The sequence below is a fragment of the Cycloclasticus pugetii PS-1 genome (assembly GCF_000384415.1).
GTDB classification, from domain to species: Bacteria; Pseudomonadota; Gammaproteobacteria; order Methylococcales; family Cycloclasticaceae; genus Cycloclasticus; species Cycloclasticus pugetii.
In genome coordinates this window covers 997,998-1,022,252 of the sequence record NZ_ARVU01000001.1, presented here as the reverse complement: position 1 = coordinate 1,022,252, position 24,255 = coordinate 997,998, and the positions used below count along the sequence as shown (strand labels likewise).

General features: G+C 40.2%; 23 protein-coding genes. 11 read left to right on the top strand and 12 right to left on the bottom strand.

Annotation, left to right across the window (positions count from 1 at the left end):
- The first annotated feature begins 6 nt into the window (after positions 1 to 6).
- Both CYCPU_RS0104955 and CYCPU_RS0104950 read left to right on the top strand, forming a co-directional pair.
- Complete coding sequence (locus tag CYCPU_RS0104955) at positions 7 to 1,188, top strand: BaiN/RdsA family NAD(P)/FAD-dependent oxidoreductase (RefSeq protein ID WP_020162093.1); 1,182 nt, start codon at positions 7 to 9, stop codon at positions 1,186 to 1,188.
- A gap of 216 nt (positions 1,189 to 1,404) precedes the next feature.
- The gene (locus tag CYCPU_RS0104950; protein ID WP_020162092.1) at positions 1,405 to 1,713 is read left to right on the top strand and encodes a hypothetical protein; all 309 of its coding nucleotides are present in this window, start codon (positions 1,405 to 1,407) and stop codon (positions 1,711 to 1,713) included.
- Positions 1,714 to 1,981: 268 nt separating this feature from the next.
- Here CYCPU_RS0104950 and CYCPU_RS11690 read toward each other — a convergent pair whose 3' ends face one another.
- Positions 1,982 to 3,511, bottom strand: a complete 1,530-nt coding sequence (locus CYCPU_RS11690) for a peptidoglycan-binding domain-containing protein (RefSeq protein WP_020162091.1) — start codon at positions 3,509 to 3,511, stop codon at positions 1,982 to 1,984.
- Between the two features lie 531 nt (positions 3,512 to 4,042).
- Between CYCPU_RS11690 and CYCPU_RS0104940 the strand changes: the two genes are divergently transcribed.
- The 7 genes from CYCPU_RS0104940 to CYCPU_RS0104910 all read left to right on the top strand — a co-directional run bounded on the left by CYCPU_RS0104940 (position 4,043) and on the right by CYCPU_RS0104910 (position 9,504).
- Positions 4,043 to 4,729 carry a class I SAM-dependent methyltransferase gene (locus tag CYCPU_RS0104940; RefSeq protein WP_020162090.1) on the top strand — a complete coding sequence of 229 codons (687 nt, stop codon included), beginning with the start codon at positions 4,043 to 4,045 and terminating at the stop codon, positions 4,727 to 4,729.
- A 25-nt stretch (positions 4,730 to 4,754) separates the two neighbouring features.
- Positions 4,755 to 5,375 (top strand): LysE family translocator, encoded by a 621-nt coding sequence (locus CYCPU_RS0104935; RefSeq protein ID WP_020162089.1) that lies wholly within the window; start codon positions 4,755 to 4,757, stop codon positions 5,373 to 5,375.
- 90 nt (positions 5,376 to 5,465) lie between these two features.
- Entirely contained in the window at positions 5,466 to 6,890 is a 1,425-nt protein-coding gene (cls, locus tag CYCPU_RS0104930; RefSeq protein ID WP_020162088.1) for a cardiolipin synthase, read from the top strand.
- Between the two features lie 89 nt (positions 6,891 to 6,979).
- Positions 6,980 to 7,561, top strand: coding sequence for a GDP-mannose pyrophosphatase NudK (nudK, locus tag CYCPU_RS0104925; protein ID WP_020162087.1), 582 nt, complete (start codon positions 6,980 to 6,982; stop codon positions 7,559 to 7,561).
- Between the two features lie 99 nt (positions 7,562 to 7,660).
- Positions 7,661 to 8,560 (top strand): DUF481 domain-containing protein, encoded by a 900-nt coding sequence (locus CYCPU_RS0104920; protein WP_020162086.1) that lies wholly within the window; start codon positions 7,661 to 7,663, stop codon positions 8,558 to 8,560.
- 128 nt (positions 8,561 to 8,688) lie between these two features.
- The gene (locus CYCPU_RS0104915; RefSeq protein WP_015005791.1) at positions 8,689 to 9,114 is read left to right on the top strand and encodes a DUF3010 family protein; all 426 of its coding nucleotides are present in this window, start codon (positions 8,689 to 8,691) and stop codon (positions 9,112 to 9,114) included.
- A 48-nt stretch (positions 9,115 to 9,162) separates the two neighbouring features.
- Entirely contained in the window at positions 9,163 to 9,504 is a 342-nt protein-coding gene (locus CYCPU_RS0104910; protein WP_016389420.1) for a thioredoxin family protein, read from the top strand.
- Between the two features lie 186 nt (positions 9,505 to 9,690).
- Here CYCPU_RS0104910 and CYCPU_RS0104905 read toward each other — a convergent pair whose 3' ends face one another.
- Positions 9,691 to 10,194: a DUF411 domain-containing protein gene (locus CYCPU_RS0104905; RefSeq protein ID WP_016389422.1), complete on the bottom strand. Its 504-nt coding sequence runs from the start codon at positions 10,192 to 10,194 to the stop codon at positions 9,691 to 9,693.
- 169 nt (positions 10,195 to 10,363) lie between these two features.
- Here CYCPU_RS0104905 and CYCPU_RS0104900 point away from each other — a divergent pair, with 169 nt between their 5' ends.
- Positions 10,364 to 11,083: a Crp/Fnr family transcriptional regulator gene (locus CYCPU_RS0104900; RefSeq protein ID WP_015005788.1), complete on the top strand. Its 720-nt coding sequence runs from the start codon at positions 10,364 to 10,366 to the stop codon at positions 11,081 to 11,083.
- Between the two features lie 64 nt (positions 11,084 to 11,147).
- On the opposite strand, the gene CYCPU_RS0104895 is transcribed toward CYCPU_RS0104900, so the two are convergent.
- The 3 genes from CYCPU_RS0104895 to hcp form a co-directional block, all read right to left on the bottom strand.
- On the bottom strand, positions 11,148 to 11,684 hold the full coding sequence (locus CYCPU_RS0104895) for an aromatic-ring-hydroxylating dioxygenase subunit beta (RefSeq protein WP_015005787.1): 537 nt from the start codon (positions 11,682 to 11,684) through the stop codon (positions 11,148 to 11,150).
- A 1-nt stretch (position 11,685) separates the two neighbouring features.
- Positions 11,686 to 13,014, bottom strand: coding sequence for an aromatic ring-hydroxylating oxygenase subunit alpha (locus CYCPU_RS0104890; protein ID WP_015005786.1), 1,329 nt, complete (start codon positions 13,012 to 13,014; stop codon positions 11,686 to 11,688).
- Positions 13,015 to 13,299: 285 nt separating this feature from the next.
- A complete protein-coding gene (hcp, locus tag CYCPU_RS0104885; protein WP_020162084.1) occupies positions 13,300 to 14,970 on the bottom strand; it encodes a hydroxylamine reductase in 1,671 nt (556 codons plus the stop codon).
- 89 nt (positions 14,971 to 15,059) lie between these two features.
- Here hcp and CYCPU_RS0104880 point away from each other — a divergent pair, with 89 nt between their 5' ends.
- Positions 15,060 to 15,728 carry a Crp/Fnr family transcriptional regulator gene (locus tag CYCPU_RS0104880; RefSeq protein WP_020162083.1) on the top strand — a complete coding sequence of 223 codons (669 nt, stop codon included), beginning with the start codon at positions 15,060 to 15,062 and terminating at the stop codon, positions 15,726 to 15,728.
- Between the two features lie 25 nt (positions 15,729 to 15,753).
- Here CYCPU_RS0104880 and CYCPU_RS0104875 read toward each other — a convergent pair whose 3' ends face one another.
- From CYCPU_RS0104875 to CYCPU_RS11685, 7 genes are all read right to left on the bottom strand, one after another.
- Positions 15,754 to 16,650, bottom strand: a complete 897-nt coding sequence (locus tag CYCPU_RS0104875) for an NAD(P)-dependent oxidoreductase (RefSeq protein ID WP_020162082.1) — start codon at positions 16,648 to 16,650, stop codon at positions 15,754 to 15,756.
- 205 nt (positions 16,651 to 16,855) lie between these two features.
- Positions 16,856 to 17,617: an SDR family NAD(P)-dependent oxidoreductase gene (locus CYCPU_RS0104870; RefSeq protein WP_198003962.1), complete on the bottom strand. Its 762-nt coding sequence runs from the start codon at positions 17,615 to 17,617 to the stop codon at positions 16,856 to 16,858.
- 74 nt (positions 17,618 to 17,691) lie between these two features.
- Complete coding sequence (locus CYCPU_RS0104865) at positions 17,692 to 20,067, bottom strand: efflux RND transporter permease subunit (protein ID WP_020162080.1); 2,376 nt, start codon at positions 20,065 to 20,067, stop codon at positions 17,692 to 17,694.
- Positions 20,060 to 21,178 (bottom strand): beta propeller repeat protein, encoded by a 1,119-nt coding sequence (locus CYCPU_RS0104860; RefSeq protein WP_020162079.1) that lies wholly within the window; start codon positions 21,176 to 21,178, stop codon positions 20,060 to 20,062. Before CYCPU_RS0104860 ends, CYCPU_RS0104865 begins: the two co-directional genes overlap by 8 nt.
- 489 nt (positions 21,179 to 21,667) lie before the next feature.
- Positions 21,668 to 21,994, bottom strand: a complete 327-nt coding sequence (locus CYCPU_RS0104855; protein WP_016389434.1) for a non-heme iron oxygenase ferredoxin subunit — start codon at positions 21,992 to 21,994, stop codon at positions 21,668 to 21,670.
- A 76-nt stretch (positions 21,995 to 22,070) separates the two neighbouring features.
- The gene (locus tag CYCPU_RS0104850) at positions 22,071 to 22,907 is read right to left on the bottom strand and encodes an alpha/beta fold hydrolase (RefSeq protein WP_016389436.1); all 837 of its coding nucleotides are present in this window, start codon (positions 22,905 to 22,907) and stop codon (positions 22,071 to 22,073) included.
- Positions 22,908 to 22,969: 62 nt separating this feature from the next.
- Positions 22,970 to 24,187: a Rieske 2Fe-2S domain-containing protein gene (locus tag CYCPU_RS11685; RefSeq protein WP_016389438.1), complete on the bottom strand. Its 1,218-nt coding sequence runs from the start codon at positions 24,185 to 24,187 to the stop codon at positions 22,970 to 22,972.
- Positions 24,188 to 24,255 lie beyond the last annotated feature (68 nt).

Here is a 24,255-nt window from a genome sequence, read left to right as displayed (position 1 = left end):
CGCATCATGAATAAACCCATCGATGTTCTTATTATTGGTGCTAGCGCTTCTGGTTTAATGTGTGCAATAGAAGCCGGCAAACGTGGCCGCAATGTGGTGGTATTAGACCATGCAAATAAGGCGGGTAAAAAAATACTCATGTCCGGTGGTGGGCGCTGTAACTTCACCAATATGGATATCAGTGCAGATAATTATATTTCCCATAACCCGCACTTTTGTAAATCAGCACTTAGTCGATACACACAATGGGATTTTATTGCGCTGGTGTGCGACTACAACATCCCCTATCACGAACGTAGCCACGGGCAATTATTTTGCGATGATAGCGCTAAAGACATTCTCAATATGTTGCTATCAGAATGTGCTCATGCAGGGGTAGACATTCGCCTTAATTGCAGTATAGAAAACATTCACAAAGAAAATGACCGCTATATCATCAACACATCCCTAGACGATTACAGTGCAGAATCGGTCGTGATTGCTAGCGGTGGCTTATCCATTCCTAAAATGGGCGCAACAGGCTTTGGTTATAACATAGCCAAACGTTTTGGGCATACCGTTCACCCAACGACTGCAGGGCTAGTACCGTTTACCCTACAACCGGACGATAAAGCATGGCTAGCCGAGCTTTCTGGCATTGCCATAGAGTGCGTGGTGAGTAATGAGCGCAACAGCTTTAGAGAAAATATCTTGCTAACCCATCGTGGTTTAAGCGGCCCAGCCATTTTGCAAATATCATCGTACTGGCACGCTGGCGAAACGCTCAGCATTAACCTATTGCCCGATGTAGACATAGAAACACTTCTAAAAACAAAGCAACAAGAGCAGCCCAAAGCACATTTAAAAACCATATTAGCTGAACATCTACCCAAACGATTTATCGTCGCCTTACTTGATGAACAACTCCTAAACCAACCGCTGCAATCCCTTTCGCACGATCGCTTTAAAAACATCAGCAAGCAACTACACCAATGGCAAATAAAACCCAACAGCACCGAAGGCTATAGAACTGCAGAGGTCACCCTTGGCGGTGTTAACTGTGATGAGCTATCATCAAAAACCATGGAATCAAATTACTCAACAGGGTTATATTTTGTGGGCGAAGTAGTCGATGTTACCGGCTGGCTGGGTGGTTATAACTTTCAGTGGGCTTGGTCTTCAGGTTGGTGTGCAGGGCAAGTGGTTTAAAACCACTTCTTATTTTGATTAGTTTATTTTAAACATTGATCCCTTTGAGTAAACACTCTAAACTCTGAGTTAAGGGTATTTGGTGCGCATGGTAATACCCATATTTATGTCTTTAATATCAAAATACATGGAAGTACTATCCGCATAGAGCAAGTAATACGCGGATAATTGGTTTTGCTTATTAACACTGTTAGGTGAATCAAAAAGGAGAAAAGAATGGAACTCGAAGTAACTTGGAAACGAGCAGCAAAAGTATGGTGGGCGTATCTCTGGAGAAATATCATTGCAATCATAGTTGCAATGATAATTGGGGGTGTCATCGGCTTTATTATTGGATTCATACTAGCAATTGTGGGAGTTTCTAGTCAAACCATACAATTTATTACAGCACCAATCGGCATGATAATAGGACTACTAATTTCTATCGTACCAGTCAAGATGATTTTGGCTAAAGATTATGGGGAGTTTAGGTTGGTGCTCTTACAAACCAACCCAGCAGAGCAATCACTTAACAAGGAAAATTAACTCGGGCTGCCAAAAGCTGCGCCGCTTCGCTCTGCAACTTTTGGCATCTGCTTATTGGCTTCGTTAGCTTTTCAGGAGAGTTATGAGTAACTTTAAATGTACTGTGGAAATATTAAGCTCTTTGCATCACTTATAGCTATAACTACAGTATTAATAAGGAAGATATAAACGTTTACAGACAAACCCCATCTAGCCTGATCCATTGATTTTAGAAAGGTATAAAAAAAACCCGCCGTAGCGGGTTTTTTTTATCGTTAATATTACGTTGTTATTTTACAGATACACCTAACGCCTTTACTGTTTCAACATTCAGATACTTATCGACGGGTAGTTTATTAGCTGATTGAAATGCATTAACTGCAGCGATTGTTTCTGCACCAATCACGCCATCAATTCTGCCAGGGTTGAAGCCTTTTGCTTTTAACGCAGATTGAATTTTTGAAATACGCCCTTGAGTCATGTTGGTTTCACATAAGATAGAGCGCCATTGCATAAAGCCATCGCTAACTAACTCTTGGTGAGTAACTGTTTTATATGTCGCTGGAATGGCGATTCGTTTTTCAGTTGCTGGTGAAGCTAGTTTACGTACTTTAATCGTTTTAAACTGTGCAGGAATGGTAACTTCACGAGTTGTTGCAGGTGTTTTAACAACTTGTCTAGTTACTGTTTTAAACGTAGCAGGCGTTTTTGTTAAACATACCTTTTGTCCTGTTCGTGAAGAAGTAGGATGCTCTTTATTATGAATCTCATGCCAAGTAAACGTTGCAGCAGTCACTTGATTTGTTTTTGTTAACGTATCGTATTTTGCAGGTATTGCTGTGCGTAATTCTGATGCTGGTTTAACCACTTCTTGGACCGAGACAGTTTTATACTGAGCAGGAATCTCAACCGTTTTAGTGGTGGCTGGTGTTGCAAGTACACTCTTGCTTACTGTTTTATATTCTGCAGGCACTTCAACTAAGCACATAATCTCACCGGTGGCAGAATCAATACGCTGGATTGGGCCAGTGCCTTTCTTCCAGATGGTGTGTGCAGGCTTAACAAGTACTTTTTCTGATACAGTTTTAAAGGTAGCAGGTACTTGAATGATTTTGCTTGACGCTTCACTAACAAGAACGGTTTTTTCAACGGTACGGTAGGTTGTTGGAATTGTTTTAACTGTTTCAGATGCCTCAGCTGTTAAAACTTGCTCTGTTACATTTTCAAACTTAGCTGGAAGTGCGTGCTCATGAAAGCACATACCGGGCGTTGCGGAGTCAAGATCAGCACCGTATTTTTTTGCTAATGCTAAAAGCTCGCTACTAGCAGGCGTTGAATTTTTACTGCGGTCTAATCGCCAAACAAGCTGTTCATCGCTCATTTTTATTGTCTCAGACTCTGTACCGTATACGGCAGGTACAGCAACAAGTTTGCTTGAAGCTGGACTGACTTCAACGGTCTCTGTGGCCCACTCATATGTAGCAGGGATAATTTCAACACGTTCTGATGCTTCGGTTGCCAGCATTTGTTCACTGACTGTTTTGAATTTTTCAGGCACCCATACTCGGGCATAACACTCACCACTCTTTGCATTAGGTGGCAATAGGTCGCTTTTCATTGAAGATTGGCTAGAAGCTGAAGCAGCTAGTTCCGCTTCTCTTTGTGCAATGGCTGATTCCCGACTATCTAATGCGGCTGCGCGACCCTTAAGTTGAGACTCTAAAACACTAGTACTTCCTTGTTCTGTACTAGCGCAACCGACTGCCATAACGATAGCGCTTGCCATGGCTATATTGGTAGTTATTTTCCGTATGCTCATATTGATTCCTTTATATATATGAAGTTGGATTATAACTTTATGGACTCCAAGCTGAACATATGATGAACGAACGCTTCGTTAGCATGTTATAGAGACTCATGAAAACGTGGGTAAAAGAATTATAAAAGAGCACCCTTGTAAATAATCAGTAGAGTCAGGCTCGATTGATTAAAGGCTCTGTAAAGAACACCTGAAGAAATATACAAGACAACAAACAGGGCATAGAGTTTATTTTAAACAAACGATAAAGGTTTAAATTGCTCTAGTCTACCCTATTGATTCAAAGTATTTGACTTTCATCAGCAGCGTGCGCGTCATTCTAAGTGGGGTGAAATTACAGCTTAGCTAGAAAGAAGGTATCTAATTAGTCCTTCTAGTTAATATGCGGGAATCAACGTATAGCAAATTCTTCAATTATTCCCCCGTTCAAACCACCCTGCTTCTAATACCTATTGACAGTGTTGTGTAACACAGCACAATGTTAGCTCTCCTATGAGAATATAAATGAGATAAAACCCACCCCTTTTCAATATGGATGATAACTTTTCTGACAAACATATCATTGATTCGTGGTTACAAAATGCAAAACCATGGGTTGTTGCTATTCGTGATAATGAAATAGCAAGCAGAACGCTGCTTACAAATAAGGCAATCACCGACACAATTTTACAAAAAAAACCTCAAACCGTATTAGACATAGGCTGTGGCGAGGGTTGGTTAGCTAGAAAATTAAGCGATTCGGGTATTACTACATTTGGTATAGATGTTGTGCCCGGCCTTGTTGATGAGGCTAACAGACTGGGCGGCGGTATCTTTAAGCTAATACCTTATGAGCAGTTAAGCCAACGTGTTATTAAAGAAAAATTTGATGTAGCTGTTTGTAACTTTTCATTATTAGGTAATGAATCTGTTAATCATGTTTTTAACTGCATACCACATGTTCTAAATGAGCAAGGTTATTTTATTATTCAAACTATCCACCCTATTAACGGCTGCGGACATGTTAAATACCAGGATGGGTGGCGAAAAGGCACTTGGGCTGGCTTTAATCAGCAGTTTACAAACCCACCACCTTGGTACTTTAGAACATTAGAAACATGGAAAGCCCTGTTTAATCTTAATAAGCTTGAGCTTATTGAAATACTTGAGCCTGTAAACTCACACATAAAAGAAGCCGTTTCTATCATCTTTATTAGTCAGTTGGCGGCTAATAAATAACCAGCACAATCAATAGGCAAAAAGAATGAGCATTATTGAGATTATTACTCTATTCGGCATGATGGTTGCGCTGGCAGCTTTACCCAGTGCTAGTGTTGCTTTAGTTGTTACGCGCTCAGCCACATTTGGTGTAGCCAACGGTGTTGCTGTAACTGCCGGCATCATTCTGGGTGATTTGATCTTTATTCTACTGGCTATTGTTGGTTTGTCGGTTGTGGCTGACACCTTGGGTAGCTTATTTATGGTTATTAAACACCTCGGAGCCGCTTACCTACTTTGGTTAGGTTATACGCTCATCACGTCCAACGGTGCTAGCTCAATATCAGTTGATAAAAGCGTAAAACAACAAAATTTATTCGCTAGTTTCGCTGCAGGCTTAATATTAACTTTGGGCGATATTAAAGCCATTATTTTTTACGCTAGTTTCTTACCTGTATTCGTTAATCTGTCTACCGTTCAAACCCCAGATATTCTAATTTTAATTTCTATTATGGTTATTAGCCTAGCTAGTGTAAAAATTCTATATGCGTTTTCAGCCGCTAAAATAGTTGCTGTTGCATCCGCTAATAAGTTTGATAACGTGGTTAGAAAAACAGCCGGTAGTTTTATGTTAGCCGCTGGGGGCTACCTAATTTTTAAAGCTTAGTAAGCATCGGCAAGTTGATTTGTGACTTTAAAAAATCAGCGTAGACTAATCAGTCTCGGCTAATTTTCATCGCCTCTCGTTAAGAAAAATATGATTACTTTTTGGCTAACTCTAAACTGGCTGATCCAACTGCTACTAATTATGTTGTCGGTTTCAACCGCTTTACATGCACTGATGAATAAAAACGATCCTAGGTCATCACTACTTTGGATTATTACCTGCTTTTCTCTTCCATTTGTTGGTCCTATTCTCTACCTTGTTTTAGGAATAAACCGCGCTCACAATAAAGTTTTATCACTAGGCGCAGTTGCTGATACCTCACTTAGCACTATTCCCAAACCTATTACCTTTGTTGATAAAAAAAGCAGACCTTTATCACCTCATCAACGTCTTAGTTTGGCTGTTACCGGACTACCCTTAAGCGAAGGCAACCAAATACAGATACTTAGTCAGGGTGAGAATGCTTACCCAGCGATGTTAAAAACTATTCATGAAGCAACTGAGTGGGTTTATTTATCCATGTACATTTTTGAGTCTAACGGTGTTGGTGAACAGTTTATCGATGCGCTGGCTGATGCTGTGGAACGTGGTGTTGATGTTCGTGTGTTACTTGATGGTGTAGGTTCTTGGTACAGTCTCGGTCAAACTAGAAAGGCTCTAGTTGCTCGTGGTGTAACGACACTTACCTTTTTACCCATAGGAAAAATGTTACCGCGCTTTACACTTAACCTGCGTAACCACCGCAAAATTTTATTATGTGACGGAAAACATGCGTTTACGGGCGGAATGAATATTCGCCAATGTCATTTAGTACAAACGTGTCAGCCTAACAGGGCAACTAAAGATTTTATGTTTAGCTTGAAAGGCCCTGTTGTACAACAAATCGGTCAAATATTTGAGAATGACTGGTTTTACGCCTGTGGTGAAAAGCTACCAAGCAAGTGCTATGACATTAACACATACGGACAATCATCCTGTCGCGCTATCAGTGATGGTCCGGGCATTAATATAAATGTATTAACAAAAGTAATGATTAGCGCTCTTAACAGTGCTCAATCGAGTATTACACTGGTGACACCCTATTTTTTACCGCCTAATGGGCTGATTATTGCTTTACAGTCTGCCGCACTGAGAGGTGTAGATGTTTCAATATTATTGCCGGTCCATAATAACCAACCTTATATTCATTGGGCGATGCGAAATAACATGCGCCATTTTCTAGCCTATGGCGTAAAAATTTATTATCAGCCCAGCCCTTTTGTACATTCAAAACTGTTACTAATAGACGATCATTATTGCCAAATTGGATCGGCTAATATTGACTCTCGTAGTTTGCGATTAAATTTTGAACTTAATGTCGAAATATTTGATGCTAATTTTGCTCAATCAATGGCCAAAATTATAAACAACGATAAACAACAAGCCATTGAAATAACGCCCCAAAAACTCAATAAACGCTCTTTTGTAATAAAAGCTTGGGATGCCTTTTGGTGGCTTTTTACCCCTTATTTATAAACCCACAGCTTACCTACTCGGCAAGAACACCTTGCGACATTGCAATATAATGAGTAACAGCCAAATAAATATCTATACCCCTCGATATTATGATTCAGAGTATTAAAAATTTAAGTAAAAAAGTACTATCCGATAACTGGTATACATTGAATAAATATACCTTCGATTTCCAAAAAGAAAACGGTCAATGGGAGCAACATCAACGTGAGGTTTATGACCGAGGCAATGGTGCTACGGTACTGCTCTATAGTGCAGCAAAGCAGAGCGTTATTCTTACTAGACAGTTTCGTTTACCCAGCTATTTAAATGGCAATAATGACGGCCTTCTCATTGAAACCTGTGCAGGTTTGTTAGACGGCGACGAACCAGAAATATGTATAAAAAAAGAAATTGAGGAAGAAACTGGATACAGCGTTAAAACGGTTAAGAAAGTTTTTCAAGCCTATATGTCCCCAGGCGTAGTGACTGAAATACTGCATTTTTTTATTGCTGAATACACACCGCAAATGAAAATAAGTGAAGGCGGAGGACTCGCGCATGAACAAGAAAACATTGAAGTCTTAGAGCTTAATTTTGAAGCGGCATATCAAATGATCGCAACAGGCGATATCGTTGATGCCAAAACTATTATGCTTCTCCAATACGCAAAACTAAATCAACTTTGTTTATAATGATCGGTTTGTAATAAACACACGTGGCCATAGCGCCCCCCTATCAAGCAAAACTATTCTTGTTTAACCTGTTTTTCTGCCCTATCTAATTATTATTTTATGAAGCCTTTTATCTTTCTGCTGAGCTTAGCTTTTTTCCAATCCGCAATCGCTACTGAAATTAAATTACTCAATGGAGACACCTTGAACGGTGATGTTATTAAAACAGAAAATGGACAAGTCACCCTTTCTCACCCTATTTTAGGCTTAGTAACTATCCCTTCGTCCAACATTAAACCAGCTGTAGTGAGCGAAGAAAAAATAGTCGATAAAAAAGATAACGGCCTATTAGGTACCGGCTTTTTTAAAGACTGGAAAAGATCCGCTGAACTAGGGATTAATGGCAATGAAGGTAATACACAAGATATGGATATTCATATTGGTGTGAATGGGGATTTTTCAAACACAACAAGACGTTGGTCGATATCCAGTGGATATAACAATGGTAGCGATGATAATGAAACGACAAAAAGTGATTTTTTTGCTCAATTTACAAGAGATTTTCTTAACCCATCAACACCCCACTTTTCTTTTATAAAGGGTCGATATGACTGGGATGAGTTCGAAGATTGGGATCACCAAATTGACCTATCGGCCGGTGTAGGTAGCCAATTAATAAAAAAAGACGCTTGGTCACTTATCGGTAGAACAGGTCTAGGTGTGAGTAAAGAGTTTGGTGGTGACAATGATGACTGGACACCAGAAGCACTTTTGGGGCTTGAAAGTTTTTGGGCTATTAGTAAACATCATTCGGTAGAGTTTAAAAACAGCCTATACCCAAATTTGGATAAATTAGGCGAGTTTAGAAATTTAACAGAACTCAATTGGAAAATTGGCCTAGCAGATATTAATAATTTGAATCTAAAAGTAGGGTTTGTTAATGACTATGACTCATTAGCGAACGGTGAGAGTCAAGAAAATGATTTTCAATATCGTCTTTTATTAGCCTTTGATATCTAAACATACCACCTTACCTATAACGCCAATCAACGTGATATGAATCGCCTGCAACGTATGTATCTAACAAGATCATACAAGCTAAAAATGCTAATCTGTCACACATTATTTCAAACAACTAAAAATTATTTATGAAAATTTGTGGTGTAGAACTCTCTGCTAATGATGCTGTTATTTGTTTCCTTCAATTTGAACAGCAAACGTTTAATTTACCCGATTGTCGAGTCCGTAAAGTAAGTTTGCCAAAGGGGCATTCTACTGATGACTTACGACACTTCCAAAAAACTTTTGCTAAATTGATGGCCGACTATGGCATTAACAAGGTGGCCATTAAAGAGCGTGCTTTAAAAGGCAAATTTGCCGGTGGCCCCATTGGTTTTAAATTAGAAGCAACTATTCAGTTGATTGATACACTTGATGTAATAATGCTATCTCAAAAAGAAATTAAGTTAGCTCTATCTGAAAACCGTTTACCAATAAGTTTTTCTGATACTGGATTAAAAGTGTTTCAAGAAACCGCCTTTACCACCGCTTATGCCGCGCATGTTTTGGCATAAGGTGTAGAATTAAACTTTTCGACTAACTCGTTAAAAAAGGCCATCATTATGCAAGCTAGTCAAATAGGGTTTAACCCTCTATACGCTGAAGATAACCCGATTTTAGAAGACATTAGCCAACTGACCGGCTATGCCTTTTTAGAATTTGGAGCCCCATGGTGCGAGCATTGCAAAGCGGCACAATCTGCCATTGAGCAAACCTTAAAACCGCTTCAATTTGCGCACGTTAAGGTTTATGACGGTAAAGGTTTGGCTTTAGGCCGCGCCTTTAAAGTTAGACGCTGGCCTACGTTAATTTTATTAAAAGATGGTGTGGAATTAGCTCGCGTGGTTCGCCCAACGTCTACTGCGCAGGTGAATGCATTACTCTCATCAATGTCTGCTGGCTAAAGTTTTAATTTAAGCTATATATCTGTACTGCGTTAATCATTCAATTAAAACTGATAGCCAACTTCTTTTGCATGATATGCTCTTTTACCATACACCTGTGTCCAATTAACGCCCATGTATGGCGCTAGGTGAGCATAAGGCAACAAATAAGCACAGCAGCACCTAATGGACGTGAATACATTGAAACTAACTATTTGCACGAATACGTGCATAAACTTGTGAGCCACCATCTTTTTTCAGCAATAAAACATCATAATCGTCACGTCGGTCACCCATTTCCATTCCCGGACTTCCAATCGGCATTCCAGGAACAGCAAGACCTAATGCATTAGCAGGTTTTTCAGCTAAAAAACGTTGTATTACCTGCGCTGGAATATGCCCTTCAAAAACATAACCTTCTTTTGATACCGCCGTATGACAAGACTGGTACTGCGGGGCAACTCCCCATTTTGATTTAAGTTCATTTAAATCTAGCGGATGATGCGTTGTCGATATAAAACCATGTTGCTTTGCGTGGCTTACCCAACCATCACAACATTGACAGGTGGGACTTTTAAAAACATCTAATTGAACCAAGGACGATAGCTCTTCATTGGCATTATTTTTTTGTGTTTGCTGCTCGGTTTCTAAGCAAGCTGTTAGCCCCAATAAAAATGCTAACGGCAAAAGTAGCCTTACTATATTAAACATATTTTCATTCCTTGTTCTAACCTGAAGTATTTTTGATGTACGTTATAACCTTATTGTAAACAAATTGTTAATAGATAGAGATTAAAAGATAAGCAAGCTATATTATCAATTGCTAATAGATCAAGAGTGTGATGAAATTCACCGTCAAATTGTAAAACAGTATACTTTTATGCCTGAAGATTGTAAGGATTGCTCATTAGCAAACACCTGTATACCCAGCGCCTTTGCTGAGCATAATATTCATAAACTCGATAAAATTGTATCGCCCACTAAGCAATACCCTCGGCATCGAAATATATACCATCAAGGTAGCAACTTTCAGGCCTTATATATTGTTAAATCGGGTGCGTTAAAAACCTATATTACTAACTCTAAGGGGGATGAAAATATTACGGGTTTTTACATGCCTGGAGATATCGTGGGTCTTGAGAGTATTTCAAAAAGGCGCTACCTAAACACCGCTAAAACACTCACAGACAGTAGACTTTGCAGGGTAAATTATCAGGAGCTGGCCGAATTAAGAAAATATACACCCGCTTTGTCTGACTGGGCTATCAACCTATTTAGTTTGTCGTTGGCTTCTGGCCAAGACTTTTTTAATTGCCTGTCTCAACACACTGCTGTTGCGAGATTAGCGACTTTTCTATTAACCTTATCCAAACGTACCAGCCGATCTGATCAGTACCAATTAGACTTTCAATTACCGATGTCTCGTCAAGATATTGGAAGCTACTTGGGACTTGCCAACGAAACAACCAGCCGTGCCTTTACTAGGCTGGTTGATAAAAACTGTATTCATAAAATGAATAAAGAGATTCACATTGTGGACTTAGAGGCCTTGCAAGAATGTTCTAACCTTACTATTGAGCATTCCAAAGAAAGTTATTAAAAAAACCACCAGCCTATCTTAGCTAGGCTGGTGGTTGGTAAAGTTGAACTAAACGGGCTGCTTGCTAAAAGAAACAGTGAATATTTTTGTCTAGCACAACACGTTGATCTAAGGTAATCACCCTTGATGCTAGTTTCCAGTTACCCTTTTCTTTTCTTAATTTATCCATCCGAATACCGTAATGTGTTGCTTGGTCCCTTTGCATACGACTACGAAATAAAATAAAGGCAGAACGCACATCAATTTCGTCGTCGGCCTCAGACCATTGAGCATCTATATTACTGATAATACGACGATTACGAACCCTAGGGTCCTCAGCCCATACAATGCCTGTCGCCATTCTTGCCACACGCATACTCAACATGCCGTAGTCATCATTATATAAATATGTTGTTTGGGAATTGCCCAATACCTTGTTGTCACGGCGATAGCGCACTTCTTGAGTTGGTAGCTGGTAGCTAATATCTTTACATAGCATATTTCCAAGCCAATCATCAAATCGCTCTTCATCCAAGGCTCTTGCTTCTTGTACTAAAAAACGCTCAACTTCAAAGTGAGTAGATTGATCAACGCTTTGTCCTGCTTGTTGTTTATTGCTCATTTTAGCCCCCTACTTTTTTTTGCTCTAATTGAGCCGTCGTTGACAATTCACTCCAAGGTTTACCTTCCATAAACTCTGCCCATCGACGATACATGCCTCGTTGAGGTGCTTCGTTAACCCATCCTTTACTAACCAAACCGGGTAACTCAGGATCAAGGTATTCATGCCCTTTTCCCATACCAAGATAAAGCGTCCCTTGACGTGTAGAATAGCCACGATTAGTTTGTGTGCATTGCTCCATATTCTCACCATCATCACTTTCAAGAATACCCGCTGTACCAAAGGTCAGCATATTATCGGTATGTATCATTTGTTTAAGCTGATCGGGCATTTCTTTTTCAACTAAGGTCCATGTCAGCACCTCAATACTATGCGGGCCACGTGGTTGCCACATTTTGAAAGTATTTGTGCCGTATAAAAATGAACAATTAGGAAAAATTGCAGCATCCCAGTGCCCACGGTAAAACTTCTCACGGTGCTCACCCATTTTTTCTCTAATCAGTGGCGATCTGTCATCCAACCATTTTTGATAGGCTTCAAAAACAGGGCCGCCATGAAGCGCAGCCGCGCCTTCCCAAATAACACCGAACCCATGACCTTCAGGTACGGTAACTTGCAACCCGGATGTTTCAGCATCATAAACGGCATTACCTTTGGCAATGGCTAATGGGCCACCTGCTATTTCTAACGCGGACGCATGTGCCCAACCGACATGGTAGCCATCCCCAATAAAGTTCTCTGTTGGGTTTTTCCAGTTGCAATCTAGAATAGATTTCATCGGAGGGCCGATTAGCTCACAGCCACCGGGCACGTCCATAAATGAATCCATATACCAAGCCATTCCACCTAAGTAATCTTTTAGTGATGGCGCTTCATCATCAAATGTACCAAAGACAAAGCCTTTATAACTCTCTACCCTTATTTTCTTAAGGTGTAAGGCACTCTTATCAATTTCATTATGATAGGCCTGTTTTTCTAAAGGTACATCAACAAGGTTACCATCCATACCAAACACCCAGCCATGGTATGGGCAGGTAAATGATTTAGCATTACCACCATCTGAAAAACAAACGGCATTACCACGATGTGTACATGAGTTTACAAATGCTTTAATACTGCCGTCTTTCTGGCGTGCAACAACAACAGAGTCCTCACCCATCATTGTCGACTGATAATCACCCTCATCGGGAATGATTGATTCATGTGTTAAAAACAACCAACATCGAGCAAAAATTTCTTCCATCTCTTTTTGGTAAATGTCCTCATCCCAAAATATCGCACGATCTTGAATCGCACCGTCTTGTTGGATTAATTTATTAACTGGCTTCATCTTATCTCCTGTGAAATGATCTAACTTTTATTATCATGTCGAAAAACGTGACTCTATCTGCTACGCCTATTAATTAAACTGACCCTAATCAATTTTTTATTTTGGCTTTCTCGCCAAGCCTTGTTTTAGAGCACTATTTTCTTATTAAATGATCTAGATCAGATTCACCGCTGGTGATTTTTTCTTATACAAGCCATCTCGATTCATCAGTGACATCAATGGTTATTAATATAAAAAAGAGCGCTCTAGGCGCTCTTTTTTAATCAGAATGTTATTAATTAAATATTAAGCGGCTTGTTGAGCCAATGCTTTTGCTAAATCTTCTGAGGCCACACCATTCGGTTTAATATCAAACGTTTCTACAAGAATATTAAGAAGATTGGGGGTGATAAAACCGGGCAATGTTGGCCCTAGGTGAATGCCTTTTATACCCAATGATAACAAGCTCAGTAAAACCGCAACCGCTTTTTGTTCAAACCATGAAACCATATAAGATAGTGGTAAATCATTAACGCCACAGTCAAACTCTTTAGCCAATGCCAAGGCAATTTGAATAGCCGAGTATGTGTCATTACATTGGCCAACATCTAATAAACGCGGGATGCCGCCAATATCACCTAAATCTTGATCATTGAAACGGTATTTACCACAGCCTAATGTTAAAACAACGGTATCATCGGGTGTTTGCTCAACCAGCTCTGTGTAGTAATTACGACCGGGTGCCGCACCGTCACAACCACCGACTACAAAGAAATGACTAATATCGCCGCTTTTAACCGCTTCAACTACTTTGTCTGCAACACTCAATACGGTATGACGACCAAAGCCAACCATCACTGATTTTTCTTCTTCATCTTCGGTAAAACCTTCGGCTGCTTTAGCCGCTTCAATCGCCAACGTAAAATCACCATGTTCTAGATGAGGAACTCCAGGCCAACCGACCGGTCCAGCAGTAAAAATTCTATCTTTATAAGAGTCTTGCGGCTCAATTAAACAGTTTGATGTCATGATGATGGCACCTGGAAAGGCCGCAAATTCCACATGTTGGTTCTGCCAAGCCGTGCCATAATTACCAATTAAGTGAGGATATGCTTTTAGCTTTGGGTAAGCATGAGCAGGCAACATTTCTCCATGAGTGTAAATATTAATACCCGTATCTTTGGTTTGTTCAAGCAAGTCATAAAGGTCTTGCATATCATGCCCACTGACTAAAATGGCTTTCCCTTTAACCGCCGTTGTTCTTGCTGCACCCGCTTCTTGAGCACCAAATTGACCGGTATTAGCCGCATCCAGTAATTCCATTACTTTTAGGTTAATAGCCCCTACTTCTAGACAACCTCCGAGTAGAAGCTCTGCATCAGTTGGTTCGTTCGCTAACAAATCTAACGCTTTTTCAATGCGCTCAAAAACTTCTTCATTTTGGTAACCTAAAACATGCGCATGGTAGCAATATGCCGCTACACCTTTAAGGCCATAAAGCATCATGGCACGTAAACCAACAATATCTTCTCCAACAATGTCTAAGTCTTTATCAATCGCTGCGTGTTCAACCTGCAACAACAAACCTGCTTTAACCGTCGCTGGCTCCCACACTGCTGGCCCTTCTGGCGTTTCAATAGGTACATTTTGTTCTACGGCGGCATGTTCATACGCTTCCCTAAGACGATCTCGTATTTGTTTAGCTTCAGCAATGAGCTCAACAAAACGATCTGCATTAAAGTTAACATTGGTTAAGGTCGTAAATAACCCATATAAAATAAAAACATCTGCTTCATTGTCTGTGTGGCCTAACTCACGAGCCAACTTTGCATATTGCGCAATGCCTTTAACGCTATAAGTCATTAAATCCTGTAAATCAGCGGTGGTGGCATCTTTACCGCAAACCCCTTGCGCTGTTTGGCAGCCAATACCATTTTTCTTTGAATGTGCTGTTTGTTCGCATTGATAACAAAACATGTTAGTCTCCTTTGTCTTTTACATGTGTGGCGAATTCTAGGCAGCGCTCCTTCCGTTGTAATTGACCTACATCAAGAAACCTAAAAAACATGACTTCATTACGCCAACATTTATTATTTGCCAGCTTTAATGAGCAACAATTTAGTCAAATTGAAACGGCGACTAGCACGCTTTCACTCAACGATGGGAACCATTTATTTCACCAGCAAGACCCGGCCAAGTACTTTTATTATTTACAGGCCGGCGAGATTAAACTGTATCGCCTCTCTGCCAATGGTGAGGAAAAAGTGATCGAATTAATTCGTCCAGGACAAACATTTGCTGAAGCAGTAATGTTTATGAACTTTCAACACTATCCAGTGCATGCGCAAGCGATTAGTGACTGCCAACTGATACAAATTAAAATGAGTACGTTTCTTAAACTACTCGATCAGTCACCCGCCACTTGTTTAAAAATACTGGCTAAAATGAGCCAACGCTTACATGGAAGTATTCAGGAGATTGATCAGCTAACCCTACAAAATGCTACCATGCGTGTTGTTCAATTTATGCTCCAAGGCATCACTAACGATGCCCTATCGCCTTATAAAATACAATGGACAGCACCAAAGGCAACCCTAGCGTCACGCCTATCCGTACGGCCTGAAACCTTTTCTAGAATTTTAAAACAATTAACACGCGATGGCCTGATTGAGGTACAAGGCAAAACGATTACTATTCTAAATTTAGAGGCTTTACGTCAGCATATAAACATTTAACCTGTTTATATAAAAAAGTCTTTTCTTAACGGCTTTTCATCGTTGCATAAAACTCATCTCTTGCCATATCAACCAAAGCAAACAAGTCAGCATCTTGCCAACCCTCTTTCATTGCCTTATCCATATAACCCAACAGTTCTTCAGCGAGCGGTAGTTTTAAACTGACATCTTCGGCACTTTGCTTAACTGCTTGTAGGTCTTTATGGCCTAGTTTTAAGGTTCCACGCCCTTGGTCAAAACGCTCGTTTTCAGCCATCGGCAGCATAAAGTCAATAACATGCCTCGGCGCAACGCAATCTGCCAATACATCAAGAACCATTTTAGCCTTAAGCCCGTGCGCTTCGGCCAAAGCAATGGCTTCCGATATGCCTGTTATGGTAGAAACAAAGGTCAACTGGTGACACAATTTTAGTAATTGCCCATTACCCGACCCACCTAAATAGTGAATTTTATTTGCAAATGAGGAGAGGATCGGCCGCACTCGCTGATAGCTTTGCTCTTCTCCACCGACCATCATGGCCAAGGTACCAGCATCAGCCCAAGGCGTTGAACCACTTACAGGAGCATCTAAAAAAACTTTACCTTTAGCACTGGCCAGTTTTGCTAACTGCCGACACTGCCCGCTGGGCGTTGTGCCTAAATCAACAATAATGCCTCCCTCATCCATGCCATCTAACAAACCACCTTCTTCACAGATCAACTTTTCCATGATATCGGCATGAGACACACTGACAAACACGAGGTTTTTATCGCTGCCTAACGGCACACCTTGTTCAAGTGCTGTTGCTCCTTTCTCCACCATCGCGTTAACAGCTTGAGCGGATAGGTCATGTACCGTAACGCTATGGCCAGCTTGTATAATTCTAGAAACAATAGCTTGCCCCATTGCACCAAGCCCGATAAAAGCAATTTTAAATGTCAATTCGTTAACCTCTTCACAGTCTTTAATAACGGAAAAAGAAGTCTAACATAACAAATAAATGTAACTGCTCAGCATCATTCTTAGGGATTTATCCCTTATGAACTTTTAATCAAGGAAGCAATTAAATAAAAGCATTATATTCGGCGAACTGTCAGTGCTTGCCTTGCCTCATACAGATTAACCTAGCAGTTTGGCAAACTTAACATTAAGCGATAAAACCACCATCAATCACCAACTCAGAACCGGTCATATAACTAGATTCATCTGAAGAAAGGAAAAGAATGCCGTTCGCTACATCTAAAGGCCTACCCATTCGCCCCATTGGAATTCCAGCTAAAATTCGTTCTCTAAATGCCTTCGCCATATCTTCGCTCATTTCCGCTACCGTGCTGGTTACAGCGGGTGTATCAATAAAACCAGGGTGTACAGAGTTTATCCGAATAGCGTAGCCTTCCCTGGCACAATGTAAGGCAGCTGCTTTCGTAAAAACTCTAATAGCCCCTTTACTCGTACTGTACGCAGCCATTGTAGGTTCACCAATAATACCTAAATCAGAAGAAATATTAATGATTGAGCCTCCTTTCTCTTTCATTGCTTTTACGGCTTCACGTGTACCCATAAAAACGCCTTCTACATTGACCTGCTGAACACTTCGCCAGTCGTCCAAAGAGGTGTCTTCTACCGACCCTGTTGGTGCAATAGCCGCGTTGTTTACTAATACATCTAAACTAGCAAATTGATCGATAACCTCATCGATCAAAGCTACCCAAGCTTTTTCCTTGGTTACATCGTGATACTTAGGACAAGCATGCCCTCCTTCATTATTTATCGCATCCGCAACACGTTCGGCACTGTCTAAATTAATATCAGTCACGATAACCGTTGCACCTTCTTGCGCTAAACGCTGACAACTTGCTTCACCAATCCCTGAACCACCCCCCGTTATGAGGGCTACTTTTCCACTCATTCTCATAATATAACCATACCTATAATATTCATATTAACAAGCATTACTAATTGTGCGATCTATTAACCAAAACATTACGCATCGGCCTTTAATAAATTTGGTTTAAACGTATGTATCGCCAAAGGAATCAAAATAAGTGCACCTAAGCAATTGATAATCATCACTAATGCAAGTAAAAGGCCCATATCAGCTTGAAAGCGTAAGTTAGACATGAAATACCAAATACCAACCGCAAAGACCATCGTAATAGCGGTAATAAAGATAGCTCGACCACTGGTTAAAATTGCATGATGCACAGCCTCGTTCAAGCTACTATGTACTCCGCGTTTACCCTCTTCTATTGAGCGACTTAGCAAATAAATACCATAGTCAATCCCGATACCCATGCCAACCGACAAAATGGGCAAGGTATTTACATTAATACTCATCCCGAGTTTCACCATAATGGCTGCGACAACCACATCAGTAAATAATAATGGGGTAATTAAAATCAATACCGCTGACAAGGATCGATAACCAAACCATATCGCAACAATAATAACCATTGTCGTTAAGATAAAGTTTAAACCTTGAGCTTTTGACACCTCACTATTTGTTGCTGATGCAATCCCAATACTGCCTGCGGCCATGCGTAATTTGCCGGGGCTACTATCAGTGGCTTCTATTTCAGAGATAACTTTTTTAGTCTTTTCAATAACATTATTAACCGTTTCTGATTTATGGTCTGAAACAAAAAAGCGCACACTGGCATTTTTATATTCATTATCAAATAAGTAACTAAAATCGCCTGGTGAAGCATTTGCCTGCAGTAAATTGACCAACTGCCCCGATTCACGGCCGTCCACGGGAAGCGTTTCAAATTTAGGATAGTTACCCGATAAACTGCGTTTTACACTGGGTAATAAATCTACAAATGATAGACTCCCTTTAATATCAGGTGTGTTTTGCATCATATATTGAAAGGTTTGAATTTTCTTTATAACACTCAATTCACGGATATCCACACGGTCAGCCTTCTTAGCACCATTGTTTTCTTCTGCTGGTGTGGCTTCAACAACCACCAGCAATTGATCTGGACCAATAAATTTTTTGGTATGAAGTGACACCGCTTGGTTATACGGCGAATCAGGCCATAATAAACTGGTGCCAGGTTCAACCTCACCTACTTTTAGATCTTTTGAAATCCAAAATGAACTGGCTGATACCGTAATAAAAACAACCCAAACGATGACACGGCTTGTTTTATGATCTGACAGATAGAATATACCGCTTAATATTTTCTTTGTAAGACAATAACTCTCATCTTCGACTGACAGATTGACCTTACCAACTTGCTTTACACAGCTGAACATTAACGGTATTAAGATAAGTACTGTCACAATCACGCTAAGCGACCAAATACCTGCAAATGTGGCTAGTTTTTGCATCACAGGAATATCGGCTACCGCAATTAAGAAGATACCTGCTGCATCGGTTACGATCCCCAAAACACCTGGTTTAAATTGCTTTTTTAGTAAGATAACGCAGGCATCAATTTTACTTAACTGATCATGCGCTATTTCTAAATAACGCATCCCCATTTGTACCGAATGACTTAAGGTACGTGCCATAACTAGCATTGGAATCACTAGTATTAGGGGGTCTAAAGACCAACCTAATAAGCCTACAAAGCCCAAGCCCCATACCGCACTAATTAAAGAGGTTACACCTGCTAAAACAACCATTCTTGTGTTTTTAGAGAAGTAAAAAAGCATCACTAACATCACCAGAAAAGAAAGACATAAAATTTGTATGACTTCTGCGTTGTACATATAGATCCACCCTGTTAACACGGGTTGACCAAACATATGCAAGGTGAACGTCTCATTGCTATATTGCTCTGACAATGCGTTTAAATAATTAAATACCTTTGTATAATCTATTTCACCTGGAATTAAGCTGGCTTGAAAATAAGCAGAGCTTTTATCAAATGAGACATACGTTCCAAGAACCCCAGGCGTGCTATCAACCAGTTCTGAAAACGCTTTTAACTGCCCTTCAGTTTTTGGTAGTGGTTCATCACCCGGCAATAGCGGAATGCTGCTGGCACCAAACTCATCAATTTTTACCCGCCTTACTTTGCGAGAAGCGATTGAAAACACTTGATCATGATTGACATAAGGCGTTGCATCAAGTCCTTCGGTAATGGCTTTAATCTTTTTTAGCGCATCAGCCTGATAAATGGAGCCTTCTTTAGACTCGAAAATAAGCTTGATTGTTAAAGGACCACCATATTGCCCTTCGTAGGCAAGGTGTGTATCAATGTATGGATGGTGTTGAGGCAAAATCTCCTCGTACACCGTTTTAAATGAAATGGTGGATGCATAAAACCCAGCAATAACCGTAATGATGCCAGCTATTACCAATAATATGATCCGTAATGATAGTATTTTTTCAGCCCAATTATTCACAGCTAACAAGCTCCTTTGAGTTATTCAATTGATTTATTGCGGTTACAAATGACGCATAGCTTGTCACTTTAAAACCACCATTACTGCCGATAATGGCGATGTCTTCCCCTTGCACTGCCATATCAACAAACCAACCCAAAGGCCTGTCACCAATAAATCGCTGGCACACCCAGTCTGATGAAGTTAATGAGGTGTATATTTTCTTTTTATCGCCCAGAATAATGAAAAGGTCTTTGATCTTTTCCACCTTATATAGGTCACTTCCTTTTGAAATACTCTTTTCAACCCATGAATCGCCGCCATTACTGGTTTGGTAAACCATGCCTTGTTGCCCGACCAAAATGATATTTTTGCCGTTATTGGATAGCTGACAGCCATAAATAGCCGGTTCTATAGCCCCCCCATGTATTTTGCTCCACTGCCCGTCAGTATCACGTTTAAGTGCTAAGCCGAACTCACCAACTACCAGTAATTCATCGCGTTGGTTAGTGCAACCAGCATATAAATGAGGGGCTGCTTCGCCAAACTCATTCCACGCTTCTTTTAGAAAGTCTGCCCAAGGTATATTGACGGCTTCCCACTGCTGATAAGGTGGCCTACTTGACATCAGCAGCCCATAACTACCCGATAAAAGAACTTCAGCGGTGCTCAACTCAATAAAGTTAAAGATCGATTCATTGGGTGCTATTATTTGTTTTGACCAGTTAGTCAAATGATCATTAGACTTATACAATGACCCATTTGCACCACCTAAAAACACGTCACCTTGCTTGGTGGCGTGCGTACTAAACAGGTCGTGGTTAATATTGGAATCTAGCCTTTCTGCCGCCTGCTTCTTTGATGCTTTGATGATCAAGCCATCATTTCCAACCATTAGGTAAGATTGATCAGCCAGTTGAGTGATATCAAATAAGCTATCTCTGGGCTTTAAGACTGGGTTTTCAAGATCATCCAATTGATTCGATTTTATATGGGCTAACCCCATGGAACCGTTTCTGATGTCCACTTTTTGTTGCGCTTCTACTGCCCACAAAACGCCTGATGCCTGGCTGAACCCAGCAAAAACCAATAGGCTAGCAATAACCCTTCTTGTACAAATACGTTTCTTCACTTAACCACTCCTTAAACGATATTTAAATGCCCATCAACTATTCATACCAACTGAATAATTTGATATTTAACTTGTTTAAAACTTATCGAATGAGGGATTGCCTAAACACTATGCAAACCCTAAAAAGATAAGTATCCGTATCCCCGACATTGGAGTGGTGTTCTTCATTAAACTGTTTTTCAATAAAGGTTAGAGTCTTCACCCTACTACTTAACCAGTGTTATCTATCAAACCGATTCGCAGTAAACTGCCATTCTCACCTCACTTACACAAACACAACTGTTTTCTAATCCCTCACAATAAAATTATTATCTGATTAAACCTATTTGGTTTTAATACCATTGCTTTTTCATTAAGGATTTTTCACCCTCAAATAACACTAAGCACTGCTTGCGTATTATCCATCGTACTTTTTAAAAACTTCCCGCTCATATAAACTTTTATCCAGTATTCGTGCAGACAATTACTCTCGCCGTTAAGAGTAATAAATCATTTCTCAAGCACTGGTTTTTCAATACACACGTATTCATCATTTATGACGACTGGAAAAGTCTCTAATGGAATATGACAGGGCATAGACACCACTTCCCCTGTGACAAAATTAAATGCACCACCATGAAAAGGGCACTCAATTTCATTTCCATCTTGTTCACCCTCTGTCATAAACGCCATTCCGTGTGTGCAAATATCACTGGTAACGTAATAACTTTTATTAAACTCATAAACCGCTAGTGGGGGCAAACCATCTACCACCACTTGAATTGGTGCATCTTCGGTCACCTCGGCTGTTTTACAAAGCATCATTAATTCAGACATAAGACTCCTTTTATCCCTTAGCTTTCAGGGCATCTATAATATGGTTAGTTAAAAAATTCATTAGCACTTCAACATACTAGTGCGATTTTATAAAAGCCGACACGGCACTAGAAAAGTCGTCGGGGTACTCAATCATCGCCCAATGACCACAGTGCGGCATGATATAACCCCATGAGTTATCCATTAACTCTAAAAATTTATGTGCACTCGATAAAGGAACCACTTGGTCGTCTTTACCATTCACAACCAGTGTTTTTTGTTGCACGCTGGCAATATAGTCTTCTTCATAAAACAAGCCCCCTGCTTTTCTAACCCAGTCCATAGTCGCCGCATAAGAGGCTTCATTTTTTGGGTCTACTGAGTTTGCGTGTCGGTAATCAATCATTTCTGAGGTAATTTGAAACGAATCATTAGTGAGAACCTTTATCAGCCTTATCATCCCTTCTTTTGTATAGTCATACCCTAAAACAGGCTTAAGCGCTGCTATATCCAACTCTGTATTTAGCCCAGCACTGCCCATTAAGATAAGCCTCTCACACAGTTCTGGGTACTCAACGGCAACCCCCATGGCTGTTGCTCCACCCATTGAATTACCAACAAGGTTGACTTTCTCTAACCCCATTTTTTTAATAAAGTTAGCAATATGTTCATAACGTGCTTTTTGTGAATATTCAAAATCACTGGGGTCAGGGCTATCTGTTAAACCAAAGCCCACCATATCAACAGCGATGGTTCTAAAGCTTTTGGCAAACAACGGCAAACAAGCAAACCAATTTCCGTAGCCATTTGCGCCAGCGCCACCACCATGTATTAACACTAACGGCTCACCCTCGCCGGCTTCTATATAACAAGTGTTAATACCATCCACATCAATATATTTCTTTTCATATAGTGATTCATTTTCTATATTCAAAATTATGCCCTCTCATATAAAATTTAAACGTTCTTAGCTTTTAAGTACGTTACTTAAAACCGTTACTCTTTTTTTGGTGCAACTACTCTAGCGGCCCCTGTTCGAGGTGCTCGTTGTATTCCACGGCAATGTTCACTTGCCAGTTTTCTCCAGGCGATTAAATTATGGTCCGGTTCAAAAAGCTGCTCTTCTAACCAACCATAATCATCATCATAAAATGCCTGAGATGCTTTTCTGGCCCAAATATCATCATCATTAAAACCACGTAGCGCTAACGGTTCATGCAATGACGTGAATTCCTCTTTATAACGGTGTATTTGCTCAGGCTCAGTGACCCCTTTTTTACTCAGAATTTGAAAATACATATGTCTTTTTTCATCAATAGGTACATAAAACTCAACCTGTGTTATATCGGGTTCAGGGTGATTTTCTACCGTCAGAATGCCTGGCATCCACAACGACACTTGATAAATAGTTGAATGCTCACCTTCAGGGCGAACACTTGATAAAACGGATTCACCTTTGATATTTGCATCAAATACAGGTCGGTAATTGCCCATTAATGGGTCAACGACCCCTTTAGGTGCTCCATCTTTGTCGTGAATGCCTAATTCTAATTTTTGCTCAGTTGCAAAACCAAGTGGAATAGGTGCATCGCGTGCTGTTAAATAAGATGAGTCTTTATGAATAAAAATATGTGTTGTGTCGAAACCGTTTTCAGCACCAAGGCGCCAGTTAGATTCAATTTCACGGCCTATCCCCATGACATATCGGTCTTCATCTAAAAACCAGGGTGGTAAATCTAAGCCTAACGCAGGCGGTTCATCGCCTTCTGCGACATCGCCTAGAAACACAAACATCATCCCTTTTGCTTCTTCTACAGGATAAGTTTGTAGTGCACGAGTCCCAATCATTTGACTATTTGGGTCGGTTAAAATATCGCAAAGTTTGCCATCATTAAAATTATAGGTCCATCCGTGATACCAGCACGTTACAGTGTCTTTACTGTAACATTCGATTTTTTCTGAGAAGGACACACCACGATGCAAGCAGGTATCGGCAATACAAAACACCTCTCCATCAATGCGGTTGATTAATAGTTTTTCGCCGCCTAATTGAATTGGCTTGGGCTTGTTTTCTTCTAAATCTTCACTAAACCCAACCGGATACCAATGATTACGGAAACCAAGTTTTGCTTGGATGTAATTGCCCCAACCTTTAAGTTTTTTGACAACCTCTTGATCTACAACTGTATCGTTTTCATTATCAAAATTTATCATTTGCTTTCCTTAATATTTAGTCAATATGGATAGAGCCACCTAATGCCCCTTGGCGATTCATCGCCCAA